The organism is Enterobacter cloacae complex sp. P17RS (assembly GCF_014895885.1).
In the GTDB taxonomy this organism is placed as follows: Bacteria; Pseudomonadota; Gammaproteobacteria; order Enterobacterales; family Enterobacteriaceae; genus Enterobacter; species Enterobacter bugandensis.
Window position 1 is genome coordinate 124,520 of the sequence record NZ_JADBQK010000009.1, and the last position, 26,146, is coordinate 150,665.

The following is a 26,146-nucleotide window of genomic DNA, read 5'->3' on the forward strand; positions in this document are numbered from 1 at the left end:
AGGCTGCTCCACCCCGCGTCCGTGGAAGCGCACTATACTCGGATAGGTTTGTGATGCAACCCCTTTTTCACATAAATCATTAACTTTGTATGTAAAGTGAACGGCATTGCGACATTTAGACTATTTTTTGCTCTGAATTTGCCAAAGGGCATGCGATCGCATTTCATTCGCTTTGTCGGTTTGTTATCTTCATCACGCGGAAATGGGCAACTTAAAGACGAGATATAATGAAAGGACGTTGGGCGAAGTATCTGATGGCGGGCGCAATGGTAGCGATTCTTGCGGCCTGTTCTTCCAAACCGACCGATCGCGGTCAGCAGTATAAAGACGGGAAGTTATCCCAGCCTTTCTCTTTAGTTAATCAGCCTGACGCCGTTGGCGCGCCGATCAACGCCGGTGATTTCTCCGAGCAGGTCTACCAGATCCGCAATGCGTCGCCGCGTCTGTATAGCTCACAGAACAATGTTTATAGCGCGGTACAGGACTGGCTGAAGGCGGGCGGCGATACGCGCAACATGCGCCAGTTTGGTATTGATGCCTGGCAAATGGAAGGGGCAGATAACTACGGCAACGTCCAGTTCACCGGCTATTATACGCCCGTGGTTCAGGCGCGACACACGCGCCAGGGCGAGTTCCAGTACCCTATCTACCGTATGCCGCCAAAACGCGGCCGTCTGCCGTCCCGCGCCGAAATCTACGCCGGTGCGCTGAGCGAAAACTACGTCCTGGCCTACAGCAACTCCCTGATGGATAATTTCATCATGGACGTGCAGGGCAGCGGCTACATTGATTTTGGCGACGGTTCACCGCTCAACTTCTTCAGCTATGCCGGGAAAAACGGCCATGCCTACCGCAGCATCGGTAAGGTGCTGATTGACCGCGGCGAAGTGAAAAAAGAAGATATGTCGATGCAGGCGATCCGCGAGTGGGGCGAAAAGCACAGTGAAGCCGAGGTGCGCGAGCTGCTGGAGCAGAACCCATCGTTCGTCTTCTTCAAGCCGCAAAACTTCGCCCCGGTGAAAGGGGCCAGCGCCGTGCCGCTGATTGGCCGCGCGTCGGTGGCATCGGATCGTTCTATCATTCCTGCGGGTACCACGCTGCTGGCGGAAGTCCCTCTGCTCGACAACAACGGCAAGTTCAACGGCAAATATGAGCTGCGTCTGATGGTAGCCCTGGATGTGGGCGGAGCGATTAAGGGACAGCACTTTGATATCTATCAGGGCATTGGCCCGGATGCTGGTCACCGTGCAGGCTGGTATAACCACTACGGACGCGTATGGGTGCTTAAGGCCGCGCCGGGCACCGGAAACGTATTCAGCGGCTGATTGTGGTATTCTGAGCGCAATACGGATTACTGTTCAGGGTGAGGAAAACCTCACCCTTTTTACATCTGAGGTTTTATGTCTGTGGTAATCAGCGATGCCTGGCGCCAGCGTTTTGGCGGCACGGCACGTCTCTATGGTGAAAAAGCCCTGCAGCTGTTTGCGGATGCGCACGTCTGCGTCGTGGGCATTGGCGGTGTCGGCTCCTGGGCGGCGGAAGCGCTGGCGAGAACCGGGATTGGCGCAATCACGCTGATTGATATGGATGACGTTTGTGTGACCAACACTAACCGTCAGATCCACGCCCTGCGTGATAACGTCGGTTTGGCGAAGTCCGAGGTGATGGCGGAGCGCATTCGCCTCATCAATCCGGAGTGTCGGGTGACGGTGATCGACGACTTTGTGACGGCAGATAACGTCGCGGAGTACATGAGCAAAGGCTACAGCTATGTGATTGACGCCATCGACAGCGTGCGGCCTAAAGCGGCGCTGATCGCATACTGCCGTCGTTACAAGGTGCCGCTGGTCACGACCGGCGGCGCGGGCGGGCAAATCGATCCCACGCAGATCCAGGTTGCCGATCTGGCGAAAACCATTCAGGATCCGCTGGCTGCCAAGCTGCGTGAACGCCTGAAGAGCGACTTCAATGTGGTGAAGAACAGCAAGGGCAAGCTAGGCGTCGACTGCGTGTTCTCCACCGAAGCGCTGGTCTACCCGCAGGCGGATGGTTCAGTTTGTGCGATGAAAAGCACGGCGGAAGGGCCAAAACGCATGGACTGCGCGTCAGGCTTTGGGGCGGCCACCATGGTAACCGCCTCTTTTGGCTTTGTGGCGGTCTCTCACGCCCTGAAGAAGATGATGGCGAAGGCGGAACGTCAGGCCTGAGCCTGACGTGCGGCGTCCAGCACCGCGTCGCTGAGCGCGATCAGGCCCTGACCGCGCGAGGCGCTAAGCTGCGCGCGCAGCCCCAGTTCGTCGAACAGCGCCAGCGGCGAGTGCGTTAACAATTCCGCCGCGCTTTTCCCCTCAATGGCGGTTAACAGGACCGCCAGCAGGCCCCGGACGATGCGCCCTTCGCTGTCGCCGAAGAAATGCAGCTTCTCGCCGGAGACGCTCACGCCCAGCCAGACGCGGTTTTCACAGCCCGCAATTTCTTTCGCCTGCGCTTTAAGATCGTCGGAAAGAGCTGGGAGCTGTTTACCCAGCAGGATCAGCTGACGATATTTATCTTCCCACTGCTGGAGCGGGGCGAAGGTCTGTTTTAAGGTCTCTTCAGTGATGACCGTGCCAAACGGATGTCCGGCTAAAGCAGCGCTAGTCATTAATCCACCAGTATTTCAAGGGCGCGGTCAACGGCGCTAACCAGCGCGTCGACATCGCTTTGGGTATTATACGGCGCAAACGAGGCGCGCAGCGTACCGCTTACGCCAAGCGCCGCCAGCAGCGGCTGGGCGCAGTGCTGTCCTGCGCGCAGGGCAATGCCGTATCCGGCCAGCAGCGTCACCATATCGCTATGATGCACGCCAGCAAAATCAAAGGCGAGCAGGCTGGAATCCTGAACGCGGAACGAGCGGAAACCCGGGCGTTTTTTCAGTTCTTCCTCTGCCAGCGTCGCCAGCCCTCGGCTCCAGCTTTCCGCCTGAACCGCGTCCGTTTCCGCCAGCCATTCAAGTGCGGCGCTGAGGCCGATGACCCCGGCCACGTTCGGCGTGCCCGCTTCCAGACGGTAAGGCACCTCCTGCGTTTTAAAACCGTCGAAGGTCACCTCGGTAATCATTTTGCCGCCGCCGAGCCACGGCGTCATTTTGGCCAGCAGTTCTGGCTTACCGTACAGCGCGCCAATCCCGGTTGGCCCGTAGAGTTTGTGCCCGGAGAAGGCGTAGAAGTCGATATCCAGCGCCTGCACATCAGCGGGGAAATGAACCACGCCCTGAGCACCGTCGACCATCACCACCACGCCGCTGGCATGGGCAATCTCAATGGCGCGAGCCAGATCCGGACAGCCGCCGGTGACGTTGGACATCTGCCCCAGCGCCAGAATGCGGCTGCGGGGGGTAATCAGCTCAGGGAGACGGGCCACGTCAGGCAGAAAGTCTGCACTCAACGGGAGCTTAACAACGCGCGCGCCCGTTTGCTCAGCCACCATCAGCCACGGCACCAGGTTAGCGTGGTGCTCTGCTTCGCTGACAATGATCTCGTCCCCTGGCTGCAGCAGCGGGCGGGCATAGCACTGGGCCACCATATTGATGGCTTCAGTCGTACCGCGCGTCCAGACGATATTTTTCCCGCTTTCGGCATTGATCAGGCGCGCAACCTGATCGCGTGCGGCTTCATAGCGCGCGGTCAGGCGCTGCGCTTCGGCAAACTGGCTGCGATGTACGTTGCCGGCGCTCAGGCTGTAGAACTGCTGCGTGGCCTCTATCACCGCCTTGGGCTTCAGGGCCGTGGCGGCGCTATCAAGATAAATACCGGCATCGGCCAGCGCCGGAAACTGTGCGCGAAACTGCGCAGGACTGAAAGCGTTCATGGAATTCCTCGTGTCGATAGAGAGATCGTCGCGCAATTTCAGCGGCAGGGCAAGGAGGTTGATATCTATCAGATTTGTCTGCTTATCCTGGCGACCTCGAAAAAGCAGGTTATGCTAAATAGTGTTAGGCGGATGTTTTAGCCTGTTATAAATCGAGGTTTGAATAGCATTAATTGCTAAAGGAGAATAATCATGAATAAGACAGCTGCAATCATTTCTGCCTGTGCGTTTACTTTTGCCCTGAGCGCCTGTTCTGGTAACAACTACGTGATGCACACAAACGATGGTCGTTCTATCGTTTCGGAAGGGAAACCGACTACCGATAACGATACCGGGATGATTTCGTACAAAGATGCTAACGGGAACAAGCAGCAGATCAACCGCACGGACGTGAAAGAGATGAAAGAGATCGAGCATTAACCGATCGCAGGCGAAAAAAAAGCACCGCAAATTGGCGGTGCTACATTAATCACTATGGACAGACAGGGTAAATGTACAGGAAGTGAAAAATTGGTAGCGTTGCTACCGTGGTCTGAATCGCAGACCAATTGCAAACACAACAACACAACATCACAACCGTAAGCCAAAAGCCCTTCAGAACACGCATTCCGAAAAAAGCTCTTCGTTCCGGCTCAGGAAGTGCCGCCACTATAGGTATTTGCTGGTAGTTCCTCAACGGACAAATTATAATGGCTCAGATAAAAAAAACTAATAGGTTAAACGTTGTTTCCTGTTTGTTAAATTCCGTTAACATCTAAGCCAGATAACCATGTCAAAGCGATTGCCACCCCTTAATGCATTACGCGTTTTTGATGCAGCAGCACGTCACCTGAGCTTCACCCGTGCGGCAGATGAGCTTTTTGTGACACAGGCCGCAGTAAGTCACCAAATCAAGTCCCTGGAGGATTTCCTGGGCCTTAAGCTGTTCCGCCGACGCAATCGTTCCTTGCTGTTGACCGAAGAGGGGCAGAGCTATTTTCAGGATATTAAAGAGATTTTTTCCCAGCTCACGGAAGCCACGCGTAAGCTGCAGGCCCGCAGTGCAAAAGGTGCCCTGACTGTTAGTTTATTGCCCAGTTTTGCCATTCAGTGGTTGGTGCCAAGACTCTCAAGCTTTAACTCAGCTTATCCGGGGATCGACGTTCGAATCCAGGCGGTGGATCGTCAGGAAGACAAGCTGGCCGATGATGTGGATGTCGCCATTTTTTATGGTCGCGGCAACTGGCCGGGCTTGCGTGTCGAGAAATTATACGCAGAATATCTGCTGCCGGTCTGTTCGCCTCTGCTTTTAACAGGCGACAAGGCGCTAAAAACGCCCGCTGACCTGGCGCAGCATACGCTTTTACATGATGCCTCTCGCCGCGACTGGCAAACTTATACCCGTCAATTAGGTCTTAGTCATATAAACGTGCAGCAGGGCCCCATTTTTAGCCATAGTGCGATGGTGCTACAGGCTGCCATTCACGGACAGGGCGTGGCGTTGGCGAACAACGTGATGGCGCAGTCCGAAATTGAGGCAGGCCGTCTGGTTTGCCCTTTTAATGATGTACTGGTCAGCAAGAATGCATTTTATCTGGTTTGTCATGACAGTCAGGCAGAACTGGGTAAAATAGCCGCCTTCCGGCAGTGGATACTGGCGAAAGCGGCAAGCGAGCAAGAAAAATTCCGCTTCAGGTATGAACAATAACGTTTGTGTGCCGGGCACGCATTAATTCAGGACTTAAACATGACCAGCCGATTCATGCTGATTTTTGCCGCGGTGAGTGGCTTTATTTTTGTTGCACTGGGCGCCTTTGGCGCGCACGTATTGAGCAAGTCTTTGGGCGCCGTCGAGATGGGCTGGATCCAGACCGGCCTTGAATACCAGGCGTTTCATACGCTGGCTATTTTTGGGCTGGCGGTAGCGATGCAGCGCCGGATAAGCATCTGGTTTTACTGGAGTAGCGTATTTATGGCGCTGGGTACCGTGCTGTTTAGCGGCAGCCTTTACTGTCTGGCCCTCTCGCATTTGCGCCTGTGGGCGTTTGTTACACCTGTCGGCGGCGTGAGCTTCCTGGCGGGTTGGGTATTAATGTTTATCGGAGCTATCCGTCTGAAACGCAAGGGCGTTGTTCATGAATAAGGTTGTTTTATATTGTCGCCCGGGGTTTGAGAAAGAGTGCGCCGCGGAAATTACCGATAAAGCGGCGAAGCGCGAAGTCTTCGGCTTTGCTCGCGTAAAAGAAAATGCGGGCTATGTGGTATTCGAGTGTTATCAGCCTGAAGACGCCGACAAGCTGGCGCGCGAGCTGCCGTTCAGCTCGCTGATTTTCGCCCGCCAGATGTTCGTCGCGGGTGAGTTGCTGAAAGATCTTCCGCCGGAAGATCGCATCACGCCGATTGTGGGCATGCTGCAGGGCGTGGTGGAGAAGGGCGGCGACCTGCGCGTTGAGGTTGCCGATACCAACGAAAGCAAAGAGCTGATGAAGTTTTGCCGTAAGTTCACCGTGCCGCTGCGCGCAGCGCTGCGTGACGCGGGCATACTGACAAACTACGAAACGCCGAAGCGTCCGGTGGTGCATATCTTCTTTATCGCACCGGGCTGCTGCTATGCGGGCTATTCGTACACCAATAACAATTCGCCATTCTTTATGGGCATCCCGCGCCTGAAGTTCCCGGCAGATGCGCCGAGCCGTTCAACCCTGAAGCTGGAAGAGGCGTTTCACGTCTTTATCCCGGCAGATGAGTGGGACGAGCGTCTGGCTAACGGCATGTATGCCGTCGACCTTGGCGCGTGCCCGGGCGGCTGGACCTATCAGCTGGTGAAACGCAACATGTGGGTGTCGTCTGTGGATAACGGCCCAATGGCGCAAAGCCTGATGGACACAGGACAGGTCACCTGGCTGCGAGAAGACGGTTTCCGCTATCGCCCAACCCGCAACAACATCTCGTGGATGGTGTGCGACATGGTGGAGAAGCCGGCAAAAGTGGCCGCGCTGATGGCCTCCTGGCTGGTGAACGGCTGGTGCCGTGAGACCATTTTCAACCTCAAGCTGCCGATGAAAAAGCGCTACGAGGAGGTATCCCAGAACCTGGCCTATATTCAGGCACAGCTGGATGAGCACGGTATTAACGTGGAGATCCAGGCGCGTCAGTTGTACCACGACCGCGAAGAGGTGACGGTACACATTCGTCGCTGGTGGGCGGCCGTAGGCGGACGTCGCGACGAGCGATAGTGCGTGCTTTGTTTTGCCCGGTGGCGCTGAGCTTACCGGGCCTACAAAACCGTGTTGACGTTTTAACGTTCTAACCGCAACTGCTGTAAATTCCCGTCCAGCTGTAAATCCGTCTGTAGCGTCGCCACCTCGCGGCAGATAAACGCCATCTCTTTATGCGCCTCCAGCTTCTTGCGCCACTTTTCTGGCACCTCATCCAGACGGGCGTAAATCCCTTCCAGACTCTGAAAATCGGTCAGCAACTGGGCGGCGCTCTTTGGTCCAATACCGGCGACACCCGGAACCTTAGAGCTGCTGATGCCTGCCAGACCCCAATAATCCGGCAGTTGCTCAGGCAAGACGCCGAACTCGCTGGCAATAAACGGCGCGTCCAGCCAGCGTTTTTGAAAATAGTCGCGAATGCGGATAGTTGGGGAGAGCAGCTGGCAGTAGCCTTTGTCAGTTGAAACGATAGTGGCCTGATGCCCGGCACTTGCCACTTTTACGGCCAGGGTGGCCGCGAGATCGTCGGCTTCATTGCCCTGTGCACCCCAGCAGGGGATGCCACGCTGCTCAAAGGCGGCACGCAGGGCGGGCATTTCGGCATGCAGATCGTCCGGCATCGGCGCGCGTCCGGCTTTGTAGTCGGGCAGGCGCTGATGTCGCCAGCCGCTGTTGCGCGCTTCGTCATCAAACACGGCCACGACGTGCGTCGGCTCGCTGTGGCGAATAAGCTGCTCCAGCGCGTGCAGGCAGGTGTCCTTGCAGGGCGTGCCTTGTACCGCATGGATTCGGCGAATCAGATTGAGCGCGTCGACGATAAGCAAATGAACAGCCACAGATATTCTCCCTTAAATCTAATGGGTAAAGGGTATCACTGTCGGCAGGATGAAACGAATAGCGTGAGGGAAAACAGGAAGAAGCCTCGCAAAACGAGGCTTCATGAGAGGCTTAATCGCAGGTTACGATCTTCATCGCCAGGCCGCCGCGAGAGGTTTCGCGGTATTTGGCGTTCATATCTTTACCGGTTTCGTACATGGTTTCGATAACTTTATCGAGACAGACGCGCGGCTCACTGGTGCGGCGCAGCGCCATACGCGCCGCGTTCACCGCCTTGACGGAGGCGATGGCGTTACGCTCGATGCACGGCACCTGTACCTGTCCGGCAACCGGATCGCAGGTTAGCCCCAGGTTATGTTCCATGCCGATTTCCGCAGCGATGCAGACCTGCGCCGGGCTTGCGCCCAACAGTTCCGCCAGGCCCGCTGCCGCCATGGAGCATGCCACGCCGACTTCGCCCTGACAGCCTACTTCCGCACCGGAAATGGAAGCGTTCATTTTATACAGAGAACCAATCGCGCTGGCGACCAGCAGGTAGCGCGCCAGGGAGTTAGCGTTCACTTCACGGATAAACTTGTCGTAGTACGCCAGCACGGCCGGAACGATACCGCAGGCACCGTTGGTTGGCGCCGTGACGACGCGGCCCCCTGCGGCGTTCTCTTCGTTCACCGCCAGGGCGAACATGTTGATCCAGTCGACGACGGCCATCGGGTCCGTTGTCGTTTTGTCGGTGCTCACCAGCATACGACGTAGCGCCGCCGCACGACGCGGTACGCGAAGCTTGCCCGGCAGAACGCCTTCGGTGGTGATCCCGCGCTCAATGCCGCCGCGCATCACTTCCCAGACGCTAGCGAAATGCTGTTCCAGCTCCTCTTTGCTGTGAAGGGCCAGCTCGTTTTTCATCATCAGGCCGGAGAGGGAAAGCCCCGTCTCCTGGCAGTGGCGCTGGAGATCTGCCGCGGTTTTGTACGGATACGGCACCTCAACAGAAGAGGTGGTGGTTTGACCAAAGTGGTCTTCATCGACGATAAAGCCGCCGCCGATGGAGTAATACGTCTGGCTGTAAACCGCTTTGTCGCCGGCCAGCGCGGTTATGCGCATGCCGTTTTCGTGCAGCGACAGGTTGTCCGCATGGAAATTCATGCAGTGGTCAACCGGGAATTCAACCTCATGCTCACCGTTTGCCAGCAGCAAACGACCGTGGGTGTTCACGTCCTGGATGAAGCCAGGGATCGCGTCAATATCAACGGTATCCGGCAGATTTCCCGCCAGGCCCATGATAATGGCGATATCGGTATGGTGGCCTTTCCCGGTCAGGGAAAGCGAGCCGTACACATCGACAACCACGCGGGTGATGTCGTGCAGAATGCCGCGTGCAATCAAGTCATCCGTGAACTGCTTACCGGCTTTCATTGGTCCGACGGTGTGAGAGCTGGAAGGACCAATACCGATTTTGAAAATATCGAATACGCTAATCATGATGCGTCCATTGCTTTCAGTCAGAGGGGGAGGAGTGCGCCGCCCGAAGGCGGCGCGGGCGTTCATCAGAACATGGTGTACAGGGAGTAGAAGATCGCAGAGATAGCGATAAGGCCCATGATAACCACAAACACGTTGCTGACCTGGCCGCTGTACTTGCGCATGGCAGGCACTTTCTGAATTGCGTACATCGGCATCAGGAACAGAATCATCGCGATAACCGGGCCACCCAGGGTTTCAATCATGCCCAGGATGCTTGGGTTCAGGGTCGCTACCGCCCAGGTGGTGAGCAGCATGAACAGTGCAGTGATTTTGTTCAGCTTGTTGATTTCAATGCTCTTGCCTTTACCGCGCAGAGATTTAATCACCATACCGTTGAAGCCTTCACGCGCGCCCAGGTAGTGGCCCAGGAAGGATTTGGTGATGGCGATCATCGCGATGATCGGTGCCATCCACGCAATCAGCGGTGCGTTAAAGTGGTTCGCCAGGTAAGACAGAATAGAGATGTTCTGTTCTTTCGCTGCCGCCAGATCCGCCGGGGAGAGGCTCAGTACGCAGCTGAAGACGAAGAACATCACGGTCAGCACCATCATCACGTGAGCGCGGGCCAGGATGCTGGAGCACTTCTTCTCTGCACCGTTACCGTACTCTTCGCGTTTCGCCACGGCGAAAGAGGAGATGATTGGGGAGTGGTTGAAGGAGAAGACCATTACCGGGATCGCCAGCCACAGGGTCATCAGCAGGCCGTTACCGGTCGCAGACGCGCTGCTCAGGGACAGGGTTTCCAGCGCTGCACCGTTCCACTGTGGGATCAGGTAGCAGGCCAGCAGCATCAGCGCAGCCACAAACGGGAAGACCAGCACGCTCATGGCCTTAACAATCATCTGCTCGCCGAAGCGCACGATGGTCATCATGCCGACGATCAGGATCAGAGACAGAATGGCACGCGGTGGCGGCGTCATGTGCAGCTGGTGCGTCATGAAGCTTTCAACGGTGTTGGTGATCGCCACGCTGTAGACGAGCAGGATTGGGTAAATCGCGAAGAAGTAGAGCAGGGTAATCAATTTACCAGCGCCAACGCCGAAATGTTCTTCAACCACTTCGGTGATGTCTTCGCCCGGGTTTTTACCGGACAGCACGAAGCGGGTCAGACCGCGGTGTGCGAAGTAGGTCATCGGGAAGGCGATGATGGCCATGATGATCAGCGGAATCAGACCGCCGACGCCTGCGTTGATAGGAAGGAACAGTACACCAGCGCCGATTGCCGTGCCGTAAAGGCCCAGCATCCACATGGTATCCGTTTTGCGCCAACCACTTCGGGATTCAATCGAAGCAACGGTGCTGGTTTGAGTGGTTTCCATCTGTATCTCCTGGAGGAAGCAAATTGTCAGGTTTTTAGTCAAATCCGATGAAAAAGTGCCTGACGGTAATATGAAATTCGTTCAGTGACGGTTTTTTAATAATTTTCGCCCGTAACTATTGGCGGGCGGAAAGATACATTCTCGTTATGAATCTATCAGTGATCGCGATCCCAAATGCAATAATCCACTTATGATGTGGGCATCTTTAGACCATTTATCTGTTAAAAAAACATCAAATAGAATTTACGGGCGCGAAGGCTACCACCAACGACATGTGGGCTAAAAGAGCGGCCCGCAATATAGGTGTCTTCCGCTGTAAAGATATGGCTTTTTAGGATTTTCTTGCGGGTAATTTAGTTTAAGGCTGATAAATTACGGTTGTTAAATGGAGGTAATCGATTGCGTTCGCCGTAAGTTTGTTTAAGTTATAAGTGAGGCCTATGAATTGATTCGCTAATAAAAAAGCCGGGACCCGCTACAGGGTGCCCCGGCTTTGAGAAGAAGAAACTGAGCGTTACGTGCAGATTTCGTAGCACGGAATGTAGGCTGAACCCGGCAACTTCATGCGGTGTTGAGCCACAAAGCCCTGAAGCATGTCGTCCATACGGCGCATCATCTTCGGGTCGCCGTGGATCTTGTACGGACCATACTGCTCAATCGCGCGGATGCCCATCTCCTTCACGTTGCCCGCCACAATCCCGGAGAAGGCGCGACGCAGGTCGGCGGCCAGCACTTCCACCGGCTGGTCCGGGTAGAGTTTCAGGTTCGCCATATTTTCATGGGTCGGCTCGAACGGGATTTGCAGGTCAGGCGCAATACGGATTGACCAGTTAAAGCTGTACGCATCACCGGTATCACGACGATTCTCTTTCACCAGCGGCATCGCTTTTTTCATCTGGCGCGCCACTTCCGCCGCATCATCAATGATGATGCGATAGTGACGACGCGCGGCTTCTCCCAGCGTATGCACGATAAACTCGTCCAGCACGCGGAAGTAGTCGGCGCTCTCTTTCGGGCCGGTCAGGATCAGCGGCAGAACCTGATCTTTGTTGGCCGGGTTCATCAGAATCCCCAGCAGATAGAGCAGCTCTTCCGCCGTTCCCACGCCGCCCGGGAAGATGATAATCCCGTGAGCGATACGAACAAACGCCTCAAGACGCTTCTCGATATCCGGCATGATAATCAGCTCATTGACCAGCGGGTTAGGCGGCTCAGCGGCGATGATTGACGGCTCGGTCATGCCGATAAACCGCCCCTCTTTGTAACGCTGCTGCGCATGACCCACGGCTGCACCTTTCATTGGTGCTTCCATTGCACCCGGACCACAGCCGGTACAGATATTCAGCTCGCGCAGGCCAAGCTGTGTTCCGACCCGACGGGCATAGAGATATTCGGTTTCGTTAATCGAGTGGCCGCCCCAGCAGACGACCATGTTTGGTGCTTCGCCAACGTGCAGGGCGCGGGCGTTGCGCAGAATAGAGAACACCAGGTTGGTGATATGAACGGAGCTTTCCAGGTCGAGATGCTGGAAGCGGCCCGCGTTGTGAATCTGCCCGTTAACAAACAGGATGTCGCGCAGGACGGCAAACAGGTTGGCCTGAAGAGAACGAATGATACGCCCGTCGACAAAGGCCTCTTCCGGCGGGTTGATCACTTCCAGTTTCACGCCACGCTCGCGGCGCAGCACGTTAATATCAAAGCTTTCGAAGCGGGACAGCAGTTCTTTACTGTTATCTGTCAGGCTTCCGGAGTTCAGTACGGCAAGTGAACAGTTACGAAACAGTTGATAAAGATCGCTGCTGGCCGTGCGTTTAAGCATGTCCACTTCCAGCTGCGACAACATATCCATTGAGCCAAGCGGGCTAATATGTGTAATCAAGTGAGCTCCTTATGGGACGATTATCGTCATTCCCTTTGATTACAATAGCCCTGGCGCGTGACGTTTCACAACACTTCGGCGGAATACCGCACGCATATTGTGAAAATATTTATATTATTGACGCACCAGCCGGCCCGTTGCCGGCACAAAATCGGTGTTAGTGCGCCACGGGTTAATGTCCAGCCCGCCACGGCGGGTATAGCGCGCGTAAACGCTCAGTTTCTCCGGCTGGCAGAAACGCTGAATATCGTTAAAAATACGCTCCACGCACTGCTCGTGAAATTCGTTGTGATGGCGGAACGACACCAGATAGCGCAGCAGTTTTTCCCGGTCAATTTTCGGGCCTCGGTACTGGATCTGCACCGAACCCCAGTCCGGCTGGTGGGTAATCAGGCAGTTGGACTTCAGCAAATGGCTGACCAGCGTCTCTTCAACCACTTTTCCGCCCGCCGCGTTTTCGAGGTAATCGGCGCTGAATTCATAATTCTCCACCTCGATGTCCTGCTCGTCGATGCAGGTTCCGTGGAAATGGGCAATGGGCTGTCCTTCCAGCTCGTGCAGGCGGTATAACGAGACGGACACGTTCCCCTGCGCGCAGGCGGCTAAATCCCGCTCCAGCGTTTGCTGAACCTCGTCCCAGCTGTTGAATCGGGTCTGGTTGAAGCTGTTGAGATAGAGCTTAAAGCTTTTGGACTCGACCAGGTTCACGCTGGCATAGTCCAGCTCAACGTGGCCCACGGCCACCTGCGGCAGACCGCGCGCGTTAAGCCAGGAGAGTTCGTACAGCGTCCAGATATCGCCGCCGACAAACGGCAATGCGTCCGCATGCAGTCCAAGAGGATCGCGGTTCAGGCTGCGCGGCACGCCCTGCAGCAGGCTTGCATCGTAGGTATCGCGGTAATCGGTCGATTTACCCAGTGTTAGGCCGGTTAACGCCTGATGATTTTCGTAAGACATGTTTCATAGCCACTTTACAGGTACACTTATGGGCAGAGTTTATCCTGTCTTACAAGAAGAGAGAAATCGGTGGACATCGAAACTGCAAATGCCCTTACTACCTTTACAACCCGCTATTGCGACGCGTGGCATGAAAAGCACGGAACATGGCCGCAAAGCGCTGATTTATATGGCGTGCCGTCGCCGTGCATTATCTCTTCGCAGGATGACTATGTTATCTGGCAGCCGAAGCCCAATACCGCTGAGCAAAATGTAAATGCGGTTGAACGGGCTATGGACCTTGTGGTACAACCAGCGGTTCACGCGTTTTATGCCACGCAGTTTGCAGGGGATATGCCCGCGCGCTTGGGTGATTTGACGCTGACGCTGTTGCAGACCTGGAGCGAAGACGATCTGCAGCGTGTTCAGGAAAACCTGATTGGTCATCTGGTCACGCAAAAACGCCTTAAGCTTTCTCCGACGCTCTTTATTGCCACGCTGGACAGCGAACTGGATGTGATATCCGTCTGCAACCTGTCCGGGGAAGTGATTAAAGAGACCATCGGTACCCGCAATCGCGAAACGCTCGCCCCCTCTCTTGCGGATTTCCTTACCCGGCTTGAGCCACTTCTGTAATCCATGATGCTACGACGCGTGTGAGAGATCTCTTACAAGGTTTGTGAGAGATCGCTGGATCATTCAGTATTGCCTTATTTAATTCAGATTAATATCACTCTGTTTTTCAAAGAATTAGTTGTTCATCGCATCTTTTTTAGGGATTTCTTACGGCTTACAGTGCTGCAAGGGTGGGTTGTAAGACGAAGCGGAATAGCGGATTCTATCTCCGTCGACAGGACGCCGACACGAGAAACGAACATCAGGATGATGGCGTTTCTTACTCAGGACACGTCAGGATGGCGCTGCAGGAAGGCTTCAGGATGAAGCAAAAGGATAACGCAGGACGCGTAAGGGACACCTCCAGGAAGGAGAACGAGAACCGAACAGGATGGTCGGTGGGTCAGGAAGGCCAGGACGTTTCAGGATGAAACAAACACGTCAGGAAGATGTGTGCAGGATGCAAAAGGTATAAGGATGACCAGGCCTTCGGGCATCAGGAAAAGTTGTCACGGAAGAGCAGGGAGCACGAATTGTAGCTGGAATGCTGCGAAACGAACCGGGAGCACTGTTTTTACAGTGCTCCCTTTTTTATTTCTGTCTTCCGCAATGCTATGCTGCGCGCCGTTCACTTTTTCAGTTGAGGTTACTATGACGCAACACGATAGCGTTCGTGCTCAGTTGCACGCCATCGAAGCCCTTTTGCGCCAGCATCAGCTGTGGCAGGAGACCGCGCCGAATCCGGAAGCGTTTGCCAGTACCCAGCCATTCTGCCTGGATACGCTGGCACCGTTCGAGTGGCTCCAGTGGGTATTAATTCCGCGCATGCACGCGCTGCTGGAAGGCGGCCACCCTTTGCCGCAGGCGTTCGCCGTTTCTCCCTACTATGAAATGGCGCTTGAGGCGACGCACCCTGCGCGCGATGTGATGCTGGTTGAGCTGGAAAAACTGGACGCCCTGTTTGCCGGTGAAGAGGCATGACGCTGGAAATCCTCTATCAGGACGAGTGGCTGGTGGCGGTGAATAAACCGTCTGGCTGGCTGGTGCACCGCAGCTGGCTGGATCGCGATGAGAAAGTGGTGGTGATGCAAACCGTGCGCGACCAGATTGGTCAGCATGTGTTTACCGCGCACCGCCTCGACAGACCGACTTCCGGCGTGCTGCTGATGGGGCTTTCCAGCGAGGCGGGCCGCCTGCTGGCGCAGCAGTTCGAACAGCACCAGATCCAGAAGCGCTACCACGCGATCGTTCGTGGCTGGCTGACCGAATCCGCCACGCTGGACTATCCGCTGGTGGAGGAGCTGGACAAAATCGCCGATAAATTTGCCCGCGATGACAAAGGCCCGCAGCCCGCGGTGACGGATTATCGCGGCATGGCGACAACGGAAATGCCGGTAGCAACCAGCAAATTCCCCACCACACGCTACAGCCTGGTTGAGCTTTTGCCCAAAACCGGACGCAAGCACCAGCTTCGCCGTCATCTTGCGCACCTGCGCCACCCGATTATTGGCGACAGCAAGCACGGCGATCTGCGCCAGAACCGCAGCGCGGCAGAGCATTTTGGCTGTAACAGACTGATGCTTCACGCCAGCGAGCTTAGCCTGACTCACCCGTTTACCGGTGAACCACTGATTATTCGTGCCGGGCTGGACGACGTCTGGATGCAGGCGTTGTCACAGTTTGGCTGGCGGGGACAACTCCCCGAAAATGAAAGGGTTGAGTTTGTATCAGGCAACGTTCAGGATGAACGGTAAGCGCAATAATTACGGGAGCAAAGCATGGCTGAAGTAGGCATTTTTGTCGGCACAATGTACGGCAACTCGCTGCTGGTAGCGGAAGAGGCTGAGGCGATTTTGACAAGCCAGGGCCATAAAGCCACGGTCTATGAAGACCCGGAACTGGCGGACTGGGAAAAGTATAAAGATAAATACATTCTGGTAGTGACCTCCACCACCGGTCAGGGCGATCTCCCGGACAGCATCGTGCCGCTTTTCCAGGGCATTAAAGATCGACTTGGCTACCAGCCGGACGTTCACTACGGCATCATTGCCCTGGGCGATAGCTCTTACGCCAACTTCTGCGGCGGCGGCAAGCAGTTCGATGCGCTTCTTCAGGAACAGAGCGCCCAGCGCGTCGGCGAGATGCTGCTGATTGATGCCGGTGAGCATCCTGAACCCGAAAGCGAGTCGAACCCGTGGGTTGAACACTGGGCAACGCTTCTTAAATAGTTTCGTAGGCCGGGTAAGGCGTAGCCGCTACCCGGCAACAAAGCCGCATCAAATCCTCAATTCCGTGAAGTATCTTCCACTGCTTTGGGCTTATGCCTCAAACCACGTTCCCCACACTCCTCAATGTTGTGTTTCTGCACGGTGAGCGAACCTGTCACTCCTTCATATACTTTTCCGGTCACAATAAAACGGCTTCACGCCGTACTAAAACGACAAAACTTATCTCATTCTGATTACCCTACCGGTGCTGTACAGAATGAACAGGCGAAAGCTATGTTTCAGGAGTGCAACAATGAGTACATTAAGCCACGCAGCGAGCAGCGCTGAAAAGCGCACTAATGCCCGCTACTGGATAGTGGTGATGCTGTTTATCGTCACGTCCTTTAACTATGGTGACCGCGCCACGCTGTCGATTGCCGGCTCGGAAATGGCAAAAGACATCGGCCTTGATCCGGTGGGCATGGGTTACGTTTTCTCTGCATTCTCGTGGGCCTACGTCATCGGCCAAATTCCTGGCGGCTGGCTGCTGGACCGTTTTGGCTCTAAACGCGTCTATTTCTGGTCCATCTTTATCTGGTCTGCTTTTACCCTTTTGCAGGGTTTCGTCGATATCTTCAGCGGCTTTGGCATTATCGTGGCGCTCTTTACGCTGCGCTTTCTGGTAGGCCTGGCGGAAGCCCCTTCCTTCCCGGGCAACAGCCGCATTGTCGCGGCCTGGTTTCCTGCGCAGGAGAGGGGAACAGCGGTGGCAATTTTTAACTCCGCCCAGTATTTCGCGACGGTGATCTTTGCACCCATTATGGGCTGGCTGACGCATGAGGTGGGCTGGTCGCACGTCTTCTTCTTTATGGGCGGGCTTGGGATCGTCATCAGCTTTATCTGGCTGAAAGTGATCCACGAACCGAATCAGCACCCTGGCGTGAACAAGAAGGAGCTGGAATACATTGCTGAGGGCGGGGCGCTGATCAATATGGATCAGAAATCTGACAAAGCAAAAGTCCCCTTCAGCCAGAAATGGGCGCAGATCAAGCAGCTCGTCGGCTCGCGCATGATGATCGGTATCTATCTCGGTCAGTACTGTATCAACGCCTTAACTTACTTCTTTATCACCTGGTTCCCGGTTTATCTGGTGCAGGCGCGCGGCATGTCGATCCTCAAAGCGGGGTTTGTTGCCTCGGTCCCGGCAATCTGCGGCTTCATCGGCGGCGTGCTTGGCGGGGTCATTTCCGACTGGCTGATGCGCCGCACGGGTTCGCTGAACATCGCGCGTAAAACGCCGATTGTGCTCGGCATGCTGCTTTCCATGACCATGGTGTTCTGTAACTACGTCAGTGCCGAGTGGATGATTATCGGCTTTATGGCGATGGCCTTCTTCGGCAAAGGGATTGGCGCGCTGGGCTGGGCGGTGATGGCGGATACGGCACCGAAAGAGATCAGCGGCCTGAGCGGCGGTCTGTTCAATATGTTCGGCAACGTTTCCGGGATTGTTACACCTATCGCTATCGGCTACATCGTCGGCACCACGGGGTCTTTCAACGGCGCGCTGATCTACGTTGGTGTGCATGCCCTGGTGGCGGTGCTGAGTTACCTGGTGTTGGTGGGCGATATTAAACGCGTCGAACTTAAACCTGTTGTGGAGCGCGGATGATGACAACACAATCAAGCCCTGTCGTCACGGAAATGAAAGTTATCCCGGTGGCCGGTCAGGACAGCATGCTGCTCAATATTGGCGGCGCGCATAACGCATGGTTTACCCGCAATATCGTGGTGCTGACCGATAGCGCAGGCAACACCGGGGTAGGTGAAGCCCCCGGCGGGGAAGTGATCTACCAGACCCTGGTAGAGGCTATTCCACAGGTCGTGGGCCAGGAAGTGGCTCGTCTGAACAAGGTGGTTCAGCGGGTGCATAAGGGCAATCAGTCGGCGGACTTTGATACTTTCGGCAAGGGCGCGTGGACGTTTGAACTGCGCGTCAATGCGGTCGCCGCCCTGGAAGCGGCGCTGCTGGATTTACTCGGTAAAGCCCTTAACGTTCCGGTCTGTGAACTGCTGGGGCCGGGCAAACAGCGCGATGCGGTCACCGTGCTGGGCTATCTGTTCTACGTTGGCGATCGCAATAAAACCGATCTCCCCTATCTGGCTCGCTCACCGGGCGACCACGACTGGTATCAGCTGCGCCATCAGGAAGCGCTCTCCAGCGAGACGGTTGTGCGCCTGGCTGAAGCTGCGCAGGATCGCTACGGCTTTAAGGATTTCAAGCTGAAAGGCGGCGTGCTGCCCGGCGAGCAGGAGATTGAAACGGCCCGGGCGCTGAAAAAACGCTTCCCGGAGGCGCGCATCACCGTTGACCCGAACGGCGCCTGGCTGCTGGATGAGGCGATTAGCCTGTGTAAAGGTCTCGGTGACGTGCTGACCTACGCGGAAGACCCGTGCGGCGCCGAGCAGGGCTTCTCAGGCCGCGAGGTGATGGCCGAATTCCGCCGCGCCACCGGGCTGCCGGTTGCGACCAACATGATCGCCACCAACTGGCGCGAAATGGGCCACGCGGTGATGCTGAACGCCGTCGACATTCCGCTGGCAGACCCGCACTTCTGGACGCTCTCCGGCGCGGTGCGCGTGGCGCAGCTGTGCGATGACTGGGGCCTGACCTGGGGCTGCCACTCCAACAACCATTTCGATATCTCGCTGGCAATGTTTACCCACGTTGGCGCGGCGGCGCCGGGTAACCCGACCGCCATCGACACCCACTGGATTTGGCAGGAAGGCGAAGCTCGCCTGACGAAAAATCCGCTGGAGATCAAAAACGGTAAAATTGCCGTACCCGATGCGCCGGGGCTGGGCGTGGAGCTTGACTGGGATCAGGTTCATCAAGCCCATGAGGCGTATAAAAAGCTACCGGGCGGCGCGCGTAACGACGCGGGCCCGATGCAGTACCTTATCCCCGGCTGGACATTTGACCGTAAGCGCCCTGTTTTTGGACGTCACTGATAAAAGGATTACACGATGAGTACTTTTACGACCCCTGTCGTCACCTCCATGCAAATCATTCCGGTCGCAGGTCATGACAGCATGCTGATGAACCTGAGCGGGGCGCATGCGCCGTTCTTCACGCGCAATATTGTCATTATCAAAGACAATGCCGGCCATACCGGCGTGGGAGAAATTCCGGGCGGGGAGAAGATCCGCAAAACGCTGGAGGATGCCATTCCGCTGGTGGTGGGAAAAACGCTGGGTGAGTACAAAAATGTCCTCAACACCGTGCGCAATACCTTTGCCGACCGCGATGCCGGTGGCCGCGGCCTGCAAACCTTCGATTTGCGCACCACTATCCACGTGGTGACCGGCATTGAAGCCGCGATGCTGGATCTGCTGGGCCAGCACCTGGGCGTTAACGTCGCGTCGCTGCTGGGCGAGGGTCAGCAGCGCAGTGAAGTGGAGATGCTCGGCTATCTGTTCTTTGTCGGCGACCGCAAGCTGACGCCGCTGCCGTATCAGAGCCAGCCAGATGAGCAATGTGACTGGTACCGCGTACGTCACGAAGAAGCGATGACCCCGGATGCGGTTGTGCGGCTGGCAGAAGCCGCGTATGAAAAATATGGCTTCAATGATTTCAAACTGAAAGGCGGCGTGCTGGCGGGGGAAGAGGAGGCGGAAGCCATTACCGCGCTGGCAAAACGTTTCCCGCAGGCGCGTGTGACGCTGGATCCGAACGGCGCGTGGTCGCTTGATGAAGCGATCGATATTGGCAAGCAGCTGAAAGGCGTGCTGGCGTACGCGGAAGATCCGTGCGGGGCTGAGCAAGGCTTTTCGGGCCGCGAAGTCATGGCGGAATTCCGTCGCGCTACGGGGCTACCGACCGCGACCAATATGATCGCCACCGACTGGCGTCAGATGGGGCACACGCTCTCTCTGCAATCGGTGGATATCCCGCTGGCGGACCCGCACTTCTGGACAATGCAGGGCTCGGTTCGCGTGGCGCAGATGTGCCACGAGTTTGGCCTGACCTGGGGTTCGCACTCCAACAACCATTTTGACGTGTCGCTGGCGATGTTTACCCACGTTGCCGCCGCCGCGCCGGGCACTATTACCGCTATCGACACGCACTGGATCTGGCAGGAGGGTAACCAGCGCCTCACCAAAGAGCCGTTTGAGATCAAAGGTGGCATGGTGCAGGTGCCGTCCACGCCGGGGTTGGGCGTTGAGCTGGATATGGATCAGGTAATGAAAGCACACGAGCTGTATCAGAAACACGGTCTGGGCGCGCGCGACGACGCGATGGCGATGCAGTACCTGATCCCTGACTGGACATTCGACAATAAACGTCCGTGCATGGTACGATAAACGCATTGGGACCGCTCCCATGAGTGGTTTTCTACGTGGTGTATGCTTAACGTAACGACTATGCGTAAGGATGGCTTATGAAAATTGTTATCGCACCGGACTCGTATAAGGAAAGTTTGAGTGCGCTTGAGGTTGCGACAGCGATCGAGCGCGGTTTTCGCGAGATTTTCCCTGAGGCGGAGTACGTCAAACTGCCGGTCGCTGATGGCGGTGAAGGCACGGTTGAGGCGATGATCGCAGCAACCCGGGGACGCATTGTGCACGTTCCGGTGACCGGTCCGCTGGGCGAGCGCGTGGACGGGTTTTATGGGATATCCGGTGACGAGCAGAGCGCCTTTATTGAAATGGCGGCGGCAAGCGGTCTGGAACTGGTAGCCCCTTCACTGCGTGACCCTCTGAAAACGACCTCCTGGGGCACGGGGGAACTTATCCGCCACGCGCTGGATGCGGGCGTTAAGCATATCATCATCGGTATCGGCGGCAGCGCCACCAATGACGGCGGCGCCGGGATGGTGCAGGCGCTGGGGGCGAAGCTGCTGGACGACAATGAACAGCCGCTGGGGCAGGGCGGGGGCGAGCTGGATAAGCTTGCGCGGATCGACCTGAGCGGCCTCGACCAGCGTCTGGCGGAGTGCCGGATAGAAGTCGCCTGCGATGTGACGAATCCGCTCACCGGTAAGGATGGCGCGTCAGCGGTATTTGGCCCGCAAAAGGGCGCCACACCCGAGATGATCGTCACCCTGGACAACGCGCTTGCGCACTATGCGAGAGTCATTGCCCGGGATCTGGACATTGATGTGCTCAACCTTGCTGGCGGCGGTGCGGCGGGTGGCATGGGCGCAGCGCTGTACGCTTTTTGTGGCGCGCAGTTGCGCCAGGGCATTGAGATTGTGACCGATGCGCTACACCTGGCCGACCAGGTGGCCGATGCGGATCTGGTGATCACCGGGGAAGGACGCATCGACAGCCAGACGATCCACGGCAAAGTGCCGGTAGGGGTGGCGAAAGTGGCGAAACGCTTTAATAAGCCCGTTATCGGCATTGCAGGTAGCCTGACGGCGGATGTTGGCGTGGTACACGATCACGGCTTAGACGCGGTGTTTAGCGTGATCTACACCATCTGCTCGCTGGAGGACGCGCTGGAAAATGCCAGCGCGAATGTACAGATGGCTGCAAGGAATATCGCGGCGGTGCTTAAAGTAGGGCAGGCATTTTAACTGTGATTGCCGGGTGGTGGCTTCGCCTTACCCGGCCAACGTTAGCGCACCTGTAGGCCCGGTAAGCGTAGCGCCACCGGGCTTTTACCTCAGCTACCCAACACCTTCATCGCTTCCCGCGTCACGTTATCCATCTCATCCAGCAGTTCCAGGAACTCCGGTTCAAGCTCCGATTCCGGCGTACCCGCGCGCAGCTGCTGCTCCAGCAGCTGGCAGAGGTTTTTCAGACGCGGTACGCCGCTGTAGCCGCAGCTGCCGTGCAGCTTGTGGATCGCTTCCAGCAGCTCTTCCGGGTTCTCGCCCACCAGCTGTTCTTCAACCTTATTACGGATCTCCGGCAGAAACGCGACCAGCATTTGCAGCATCTCTCGCGCTAAATCGGGTTTCCCTGCCGCCTGGCGCAGCGCCAGCTGCCAGTCAAAGGTCGCATTTTGATTAACGCTTACCTCAACCGGCTCGCTGAAAACCGTATATGTTCCGCCAATGTGCCCCGGCTTATAGCGTAACAGCAGGTTATGAAGCTTCTCTTCGTCGATAGGTTTCGCCAGGTAATCATTCATCCCGGCGCTCAGCAGCTTCTCTTTCTGACCGGCCATCGCATGCGCGGTGACCGCAATCACCGGGGTTTGCTGCTGATGCGGGAGCTGGTGGATCAGCTCGCAGGCACGAATGCCATCCATGCCCGGCATCTGAATATCCATCAGAATTAAATCGAACTGCATCTGTTTAGCCAGTTCAACCGCCTGGGCGCCGCTGGTACACAGCTCAACATGCTGAACCTGGTCTTCCAGCAATACGCCGATTAGCTTCAGGTTTGCCGGATTATCATCCACCGCCATCACGCTCATGGGCAGTTTTTGCTCGTCGTTAATCAACGGCAGTGCGTGCTGGCTAAGACGGCAATACTCCGTGAGGGCGGGCAGCAGGCGGGTCGCGGTGAGTGGTTTAAGCAGGCACGCGGCCGCACCGTCGTTTTTCAACTCTTCCGCATTAAGCTGGGCGTGGCAGGGCAGCGCCAGCAGCAGATAGTCGGTCATCGACGCGGCTTTCGCCAGCCGCTCCTGCTGCATGGTCAGCTCGCCGGTGAAGGTCACCGGGATCCCCATCAGCAGAATGTCGTAATGATCAACGGCCAGGGCTGAGAAGGTTGGACTGTAAACCACCTCCAGCGGCGTGGTGCTTAAGATATCCAGCGCGCACTGCGCCGCTGCCGCGTTAGGCTCGACGTAGGCCAGGCGCTTACCTTTCAGACAGTCCGTCACCGGGCCGTCGGTCAGCACGTTCGGATTGAGGTCGAGGTTAATATGGAACCAGAAGGTTGAGCCGCGGTTTGGCTGGCTGTGGAAAGAGATATCGCCGCCCATCTCGTTCACCAGACGCTGGGTGATCACCAGCCCCAGACCGGTGCCGCCATGACGGCGGGAGATGCTGGCGTCTGCCTGGCGGAAGGCCTGGAACAGACGCGACTGATCCCGCTCCGGAATGCCGATACCGGTATCGCGGATTTGAACCTCAATCTGCACCTTGTTATTACTGATGGCGCGTTTTTCTACCAGGATGTCGATGTTGCCGCTTTCGGTGAATTTAATGGCATTCCCGACAAGATTGGTAATGACCTGCTGCAGGCGCAGCGGATCGCCAATAACGTTGTCCGGCACGTCGTTTTTAATATTAAGCGTTAGCTCAAGGCCCTTGTCGTGCGACGAGTGCGCGAGTAGCGTCACCACTTCATCGAGCGTACTGCGCAGCGGGAAGGGAATACTTTCCAGAATCAGTTTGCCCGCCTCCAGCTTGGAGAAGTCCAGCACGTCGTTAATGATCGCCAGCAGGTTATTGGCCGAACGTTCAATGGTGTGCAGGTGATCCCGCTGAGTAGGATTCAGCTCGCTTTTCAGGGTCAGGCGGGTAAAGCCGATCACGCCATTCAGCGGCGTACGCAGCTCGTGCGACATATTGGCCAGAAACTCAGACTTGATACGCGCCGCTTCCTGAGCGCGCTTTTTCGCCAGATCCAGCTCAACGTTCTGGATCTCCATCTGCTCCAGCGTTTCGCGCAGGTCAGAGGTGGCCTGGTCAACGTTATGCTGCATCTCTTCGTGATAGGCCGCCAGCGACATCGCCATCGAATTAATGCCGTTTTTCAGCATATCCAGCTCGCCCAGCATAAACCCTTCCACGCGGCTGTCGAGCTGTCCCCGGCGGATGCGGTCAACGGTATTAACCATGTTGCGGATGGGGCCCGTGACGTCGCGCATCAGACGCCAGCCGAAGATCAGCGCAATACCAATGCAGAACAGCATCATCACGCCGGAGATAAAAATTTCTTTGTACTGCTGCAGCCGTACCGACTTGAGATCCAGCTCAAGCGCTACATATCCCAGCATGTTATTGCTGGATTTGGCATCGGATTGCGCAGACTCATCGGGTGAATAGCTTTCCGACACGATCGGCGTGCGCAGGATCATGATGTCGCCGCGCCGCAGTACGGTGAGGTGGCGCGGGAATGGCGTTCCGTCCGGGATTTTAAGGGCCGCCGGATCGAGATGAAAGTTTGAGGTGACAAACAGACGGTTATGTTCGTCGTAGACGGAAATGGCGCGGACGATATCCGAGTGGCGACGGTGAAGCACGCTGATTAACTGCCCAATGGATTCACGGTTTTGCAGGTTCATGCCGTACTCGCTGGAGACGGCGAGCGGTTCGATAATGCTGGCGCCCGCGTCCTCCAGCTGTCGCTGCAAATCGTTATAGCGGTGCACCACAAAGAAGATACTCAGCAGCAAACCGATGAGCACGGTGGGGGCGAGGATCAAAATCATCATGCGCGCGCGCAGGCTGTAGTTGGTCATGGCGTTCCGTTATGGGACAATTAAGATAATTATGTTTATGTGAGAAAAATCTCGGCGATGGCGCAATTCTACTCTGCAAAGCGACGCGTGACGACGCGTCAAATCATTACTGTTGAAGCCACGGACCTTGATCCGTTTGGTCAGGGAGTGGCTCGTCACAACGGTAAGGCTCTGTTTATAACAGGTTTGCTGCCAGGAGAACGAGCAGAAATTACGCTGACGGAAGACAAGCGTCAGTACGCGCGCGGACAGGTGAAGCGTCGCCTCAACGCGAGCCCGGAGCGCGTGGAGCCCCGCTGTCCCCATTTTGGCGTGTGCGGAGGCTGCCAGCAACAGCATGCGAGCACAGAATTACAGCAAAAAAGTAAAAGCCGCGCGCTGGCGCGCCTCCTTAAACACGAAGTTGACGAGATTATCGCCGATGAGCCCTGGGGCTATCGCCGCCGCGCGCGCCTGAGCCTGAGCTATCAGCCCAAAACGGAGCGGCTGGAGATGGGTTTTCGCAAAGCGGCCTCCAGCGATATTGTTGACGTGAAGCGGTGCCCCATTTTGGTGCCCCATCTTGAGGCGTTGCTTCCGGACGTGCACCGCTGTCTTGCATCGCTCGACGGGGTGCGTTCATTGGGCCACGTTGAACTGGTGCTGGCGAACAACGGCCCGCTGATGGTGCTGCGCCACACTGCGCCGCTGTCGAAAAAAGATCGCGAAAAACTGGAACGCTTTTCGCATTCTCATGAGCTTGCGCTTTTCCTCGCGCCGCAAAGCGAGATACTTGAACAGGTATCGGGCGAAGCTCCCTGGTATGCGTCAGACGGGCTACGCTTAACGTTCAGTCCGCGTGATTTTATCCAGGTCAACGACGGCATAAACCAGCAAATGGTGGCGAAGGCCCTGGAATGGCTTGACGTACAGCCCACTGACCGTGTGCTCGATCTGTTCTGCGGCATGGGTAACTTTACCCTGCCGCTGGCGCGCAGAGCGGCAAGCGTGGTCGGGGTGGAAGGCGTTGAGGCGCTGGTGGTCAAAGGCCAGGAAAACGCAGAGCAGAACGGCTTGCAAAATGTGACATTCTTTCATCAAAATCTTGAGGAAGATGTCACTCAACAGCCGTGGGCAAAGCAGGGTTTCGACAAAATCCTGCTCGACCCGGCGCGTGCAGGTGCCCCAGGCGTCATGGCGCATATTATTAAACTCGCGCCCAGGCGCGTGGTCTATGTTTCCTGTAACCCGGCCACGCTTGCCCGTGACAGTGAGGCGTTAATCAGCGCGGGTTACCAGATTCGGCGTCTGGCAATGCTGGACATGTTCCCGCACACTGGACATCTGGAATCGATGGCGTTGTTCGAGCACATCTAATT

General features: G+C 56.4%; 23 protein-coding genes. 15 read left to right on the plus strand and 8 right to left on the minus strand.

Annotated features, from left to right (window positions below):
* Positions 1–227 precede the first annotated feature (227 nt).
* Complete coding sequence (mltA, locus tag IM265_RS09240) at positions 228–1,325, plus strand: murein transglycosylase A (RefSeq protein WP_028014275.1); 1,098 nt, start codon at positions 228–230, stop codon at positions 1,323–1,325.
* A 75-nt stretch (positions 1,326–1,400) separates the two neighbouring features.
* On the plus strand, positions 1,401–2,207 hold the full coding sequence (gene tcdA, locus IM265_RS09245) for a tRNA cyclic N6-threonylcarbamoyladenosine(37) synthase TcdA (RefSeq protein ID WP_006811804.1): 807 nt from the start codon (positions 1,401–1,403) through the stop codon (positions 2,205–2,207).
* On the opposite strand, the gene csdE is transcribed toward tcdA, so the two are convergent.
* A complete protein-coding gene (gene csdE / locus IM265_RS09250) occupies positions 2,198–2,644 on the minus strand; it encodes a cysteine desulfurase sulfur acceptor subunit CsdE (protein WP_047364461.1) in 447 nt (148 codons plus the stop codon). The genes tcdA and csdE overlap by 10 nt on opposite strands.
* Entirely contained in the window at positions 2,644–3,849 is a 1,206-nt protein-coding gene (gene csdA, locus IM265_RS09255) for a cysteine desulfurase CsdA (RefSeq protein WP_193031070.1), read from the minus strand. The genes csdE and csdA overlap by 1 nt, the downstream gene beginning before the upstream one ends.
* A 192-nt stretch (positions 3,850–4,041) precedes the next feature.
* Here csdA and IM265_RS09260 point away from each other — a divergent pair, with 192 nt between their 5' ends.
* The 4 genes from IM265_RS09260 (at position 4,042) to rlmM (ending at position 7,064) form a co-directional block, all read left to right on the plus strand.
* Positions 4,042–4,269 carry a YgdI/YgdR family lipoprotein gene (locus IM265_RS09260; RefSeq protein ID WP_008499648.1) on the plus strand — a complete coding sequence of 76 codons (228 nt, stop codon included), beginning with the start codon at positions 4,042–4,044 and terminating at the stop codon, positions 4,267–4,269.
* 349 nt (positions 4,270–4,618) lie between these two features.
* Complete coding sequence (gene gcvA / locus IM265_RS09265; protein WP_014885066.1) at positions 4,619–5,536, plus strand: glycine cleavage system transcriptional regulator GcvA; 918 nt, start codon at positions 4,619–4,621, stop codon at positions 5,534–5,536.
* 39 nt (positions 5,537–5,575) lie between these two features.
* On the plus strand, positions 5,576–5,971 hold the full coding sequence (locus IM265_RS09270) for a DUF423 domain-containing protein (RefSeq protein ID WP_028014272.1): 396 nt from the start codon (positions 5,576–5,578) through the stop codon (positions 5,969–5,971).
* A complete protein-coding gene (rlmM, locus tag IM265_RS09275; RefSeq protein ID WP_028014271.1) occupies positions 5,964–7,064 on the plus strand; it encodes a 23S rRNA (cytidine(2498)-2'-O)-methyltransferase RlmM in 1,101 nt (366 codons plus the stop codon). The genes IM265_RS09270 and rlmM overlap by 8 nt, the downstream gene beginning before the upstream one ends.
* A 62-nt stretch (positions 7,065–7,126) precedes the next feature.
* Here the strand turns inward: rlmM and xni are convergent, their stop codons facing one another.
* The 5 genes from xni to queF all read right to left on the minus strand — a co-directional run bounded on the left by xni (position 7,127) and on the right by queF (position 13,559).
* Complete coding sequence (xni, locus tag IM265_RS09280; RefSeq protein WP_193031072.1) at positions 7,127–7,882, minus strand: flap endonuclease Xni; 756 nt, start codon at positions 7,880–7,882, stop codon at positions 7,127–7,129.
* A 112-nt stretch (positions 7,883–7,994) separates the two neighbouring features.
* Positions 7,995–9,362, minus strand: coding sequence for an L-serine ammonia-lyase II (gene sdaB / locus IM265_RS09285; RefSeq protein WP_028014269.1), 1,368 nt, complete (start codon positions 9,360–9,362; stop codon positions 7,995–7,997).
* A gap of 65 nt (positions 9,363–9,427) precedes the next feature.
* Positions 9,428–10,723, minus strand: a complete 1,296-nt coding sequence (locus IM265_RS09290) for an HAAAP family serine/threonine permease (protein ID WP_028014268.1) — start codon at positions 10,721–10,723, stop codon at positions 9,428–9,430.
* Between the two features lie 514 nt (positions 10,724–11,237).
* On the minus strand, positions 11,238–12,602 hold the full coding sequence (gene ppnN / locus IM265_RS09295; protein WP_047364454.1) for a nucleotide 5'-monophosphate nucleosidase PpnN: 1,365 nt from the start codon (positions 12,600–12,602) through the stop codon (positions 11,238–11,240).
* A 114-nt stretch (positions 12,603–12,716) separates the two neighbouring features.
* Positions 12,717–13,559 carry an NADPH-dependent 7-cyano-7-deazaguanine reductase QueF gene (gene queF, locus IM265_RS09300; protein WP_048957216.1) on the minus strand — a complete coding sequence of 281 codons (843 nt, stop codon included), beginning with the start codon at positions 13,557–13,559 and terminating at the stop codon, positions 12,717–12,719.
* Positions 13,560–13,628: 69 nt separating this feature from the next.
* Here queF and syd point away from each other — a divergent pair, with 69 nt between their 5' ends.
* The 8 genes from syd (at position 13,629) to IM265_RS09340 (ending at position 21,939) form a co-directional block, all read left to right on the plus strand.
* Entirely contained in the window at positions 13,629–14,174 is a 546-nt protein-coding gene (syd, locus tag IM265_RS09305; protein WP_028014266.1) for a SecY-interacting protein, read from the plus strand.
* Between the two features lie 630 nt (positions 14,175–14,804).
* Positions 14,805–15,134: a YqcC family protein gene (locus tag IM265_RS09310; protein ID WP_028014265.1), complete on the plus strand. Its 330-nt coding sequence runs from the start codon at positions 14,805–14,807 to the stop codon at positions 15,132–15,134.
* A complete protein-coding gene (gene truC, locus IM265_RS09315; RefSeq protein ID WP_028014264.1) occupies positions 15,131–15,907 on the plus strand; it encodes a tRNA pseudouridine(65) synthase TruC in 777 nt (258 codons plus the stop codon). The genes IM265_RS09310 and truC overlap by 4 nt, the downstream gene beginning before the upstream one ends.
* Positions 15,908–15,931: 24 nt before the next feature.
* Positions 15,932–16,381 (plus strand): flavodoxin, encoded by a 450-nt coding sequence (locus IM265_RS09320; RefSeq protein ID WP_028014263.1) that lies wholly within the window; start codon positions 15,932–15,934, stop codon positions 16,379–16,381.
* A gap of 292 nt (positions 16,382–16,673) precedes the next feature.
* Positions 16,674–18,029, plus strand: coding sequence for a galactarate/glucarate/glycerate transporter GudP (gene gudP, locus IM265_RS09325; protein ID WP_041908405.1), 1,356 nt, complete (start codon positions 16,674–16,676; stop codon positions 18,027–18,029).
* On the plus strand, positions 18,029–19,369 hold the full coding sequence (locus IM265_RS09330; protein ID WP_069732813.1) for an enolase C-terminal domain-like protein: 1,341 nt from the start codon (positions 18,029–18,031) through the stop codon (positions 19,367–19,369). Before gudP ends, IM265_RS09330 begins: the two co-directional genes overlap by 1 nt.
* 15 nt (positions 19,370–19,384) lie before the next feature.
* Positions 19,385–20,722 carry a glucarate dehydratase gene (gene gudD, locus IM265_RS09335; protein ID WP_045261271.1) on the plus strand — a complete coding sequence of 446 codons (1,338 nt, stop codon included), beginning with the start codon at positions 19,385–19,387 and terminating at the stop codon, positions 20,720–20,722.
* A 77-nt stretch (positions 20,723–20,799) separates the two neighbouring features.
* Positions 20,800–21,939: a glycerate kinase gene (locus IM265_RS09340; RefSeq protein ID WP_028014259.1), complete on the plus strand. Its 1,140-nt coding sequence runs from the start codon at positions 20,800–20,802 to the stop codon at positions 21,937–21,939.
* A gap of 89 nt (positions 21,940–22,028) precedes the next feature.
* Here IM265_RS09340 and barA read toward each other — a convergent pair whose 3' ends face one another.
* The gene (gene barA, locus IM265_RS09345) at positions 22,029–24,788 is read right to left on the minus strand and encodes a two-component sensor histidine kinase BarA (RefSeq protein ID WP_048998526.1); all 2,760 of its coding nucleotides are present in this window, start codon (positions 24,786–24,788) and stop codon (positions 22,029–22,031) included.
* Positions 24,789–24,845: 57 nt separating this feature from the next.
* Here barA and rlmD point away from each other — a divergent pair, with 57 nt between their 5' ends.
* On the plus strand, positions 24,846–26,144 hold the full coding sequence (gene rlmD, locus IM265_RS09350; protein ID WP_193031074.1) for a 23S rRNA (uracil(1939)-C(5))-methyltransferase RlmD: 1,299 nt from the start codon (positions 24,846–24,848) through the stop codon (positions 26,142–26,144).
* Positions 26,145–26,146: the final 2 nt, after the last annotated feature.

Excerpts from the sequence above, each read along its gene's own strand:
- gcvA (WP_014885066.1), top strand. The coding sequence starts at position 4,619 with ATGTCAAAGCGATTGCCACCCCTTAATGCATTACGCGTTTTTGATGCA.
- IM265_RS09320 (WP_028014263.1), top strand. The coding sequence starts at position 15,932 with ATGGCTGAAGTAGGCATTTTTGTCGGCACAATGTACGGCAACTCGCTG.
- rlmD (WP_193031074.1), top strand. The coding sequence starts at position 24,846 with ATGGCGCAATTCTACTCTGCAAAGCGACGCGTGACGACGCGTCAAATC.
- queF (WP_048957216.1), bottom strand. The coding sequence starts at position 13,559 with ATGTCTTACGAAAATCATCAGGCGTTAACCGGCCTAACACTGGGTAAA.
- IM265_RS09290 (WP_028014268.1), bottom strand. The coding sequence starts at position 10,723 with ATGGAAACCACTCAAACCAGCACCGTTGCTTCGATTGAATCCCGAAGT.
- tcdA (WP_006811804.1), top strand. The coding sequence starts at position 1,401 with ATGTCTGTGGTAATCAGCGATGCCTGGCGCCAGCGTTTTGGCGGCACG.
- csdA (WP_193031070.1), bottom strand. The coding sequence starts at position 3,849 with ATGAACGCTTTCAGTCCTGCGCAGTTTCGCGCACAGTTTCCGGCGCTG.
- csdE (WP_047364461.1), bottom strand. The coding sequence starts at position 2,644 with ATGACTAGCGCTGCTTTAGCCGGACATCCGTTTGGCACGGTCATCACT.
- truC (WP_028014264.1), top strand. The coding sequence starts at position 15,131 with ATGACGCTGGAAATCCTCTATCAGGACGAGTGGCTGGTGGCGGTGAAT.
- gudP (WP_041908405.1), top strand. The coding sequence starts at position 16,674 with ATGAGTACATTAAGCCACGCAGCGAGCAGCGCTGAAAAGCGCACTAAT.
- IM265_RS09270 (WP_028014272.1), top strand. The coding sequence starts at position 5,576 with ATGACCAGCCGATTCATGCTGATTTTTGCCGCGGTGAGTGGCTTTATT.
- sdaB (WP_028014269.1), bottom strand. The coding sequence starts at position 9,362 with ATGATTAGCGTATTCGATATTTTCAAAATCGGTATTGGTCCTTCCAGC.
- IM265_RS09260 (WP_008499648.1), top strand. The coding sequence starts at position 4,042 with ATGAATAAGACAGCTGCAATCATTTCTGCCTGTGCGTTTACTTTTGCC.
- IM265_RS09340 (WP_028014259.1), top strand. The coding sequence starts at position 20,800 with ATGAAAATTGTTATCGCACCGGACTCGTATAAGGAAAGTTTGAGTGCG.
- rlmM (WP_028014271.1), top strand. The coding sequence starts at position 5,964 with ATGAATAAGGTTGTTTTATATTGTCGCCCGGGGTTTGAGAAAGAGTGC.
- mltA (WP_028014275.1), top strand. The coding sequence starts at position 228 with ATGAAAGGACGTTGGGCGAAGTATCTGATGGCGGGCGCAATGGTAGCG.
- IM265_RS09310 (WP_028014265.1), top strand. The coding sequence starts at position 14,805 with ATGACGCAACACGATAGCGTTCGTGCTCAGTTGCACGCCATCGAAGCC.
- gudD (WP_045261271.1), top strand. The coding sequence starts at position 19,385 with ATGAGTACTTTTACGACCCCTGTCGTCACCTCCATGCAAATCATTCCG.
- IM265_RS09330 (WP_069732813.1), top strand. The coding sequence starts at position 18,029 with ATGACAACACAATCAAGCCCTGTCGTCACGGAAATGAAAGTTATCCCG.
- barA (WP_048998526.1), bottom strand. The coding sequence starts at position 24,788 with ATGACCAACTACAGCCTGCGCGCGCGCATGATGATTTTGATCCTCGCC.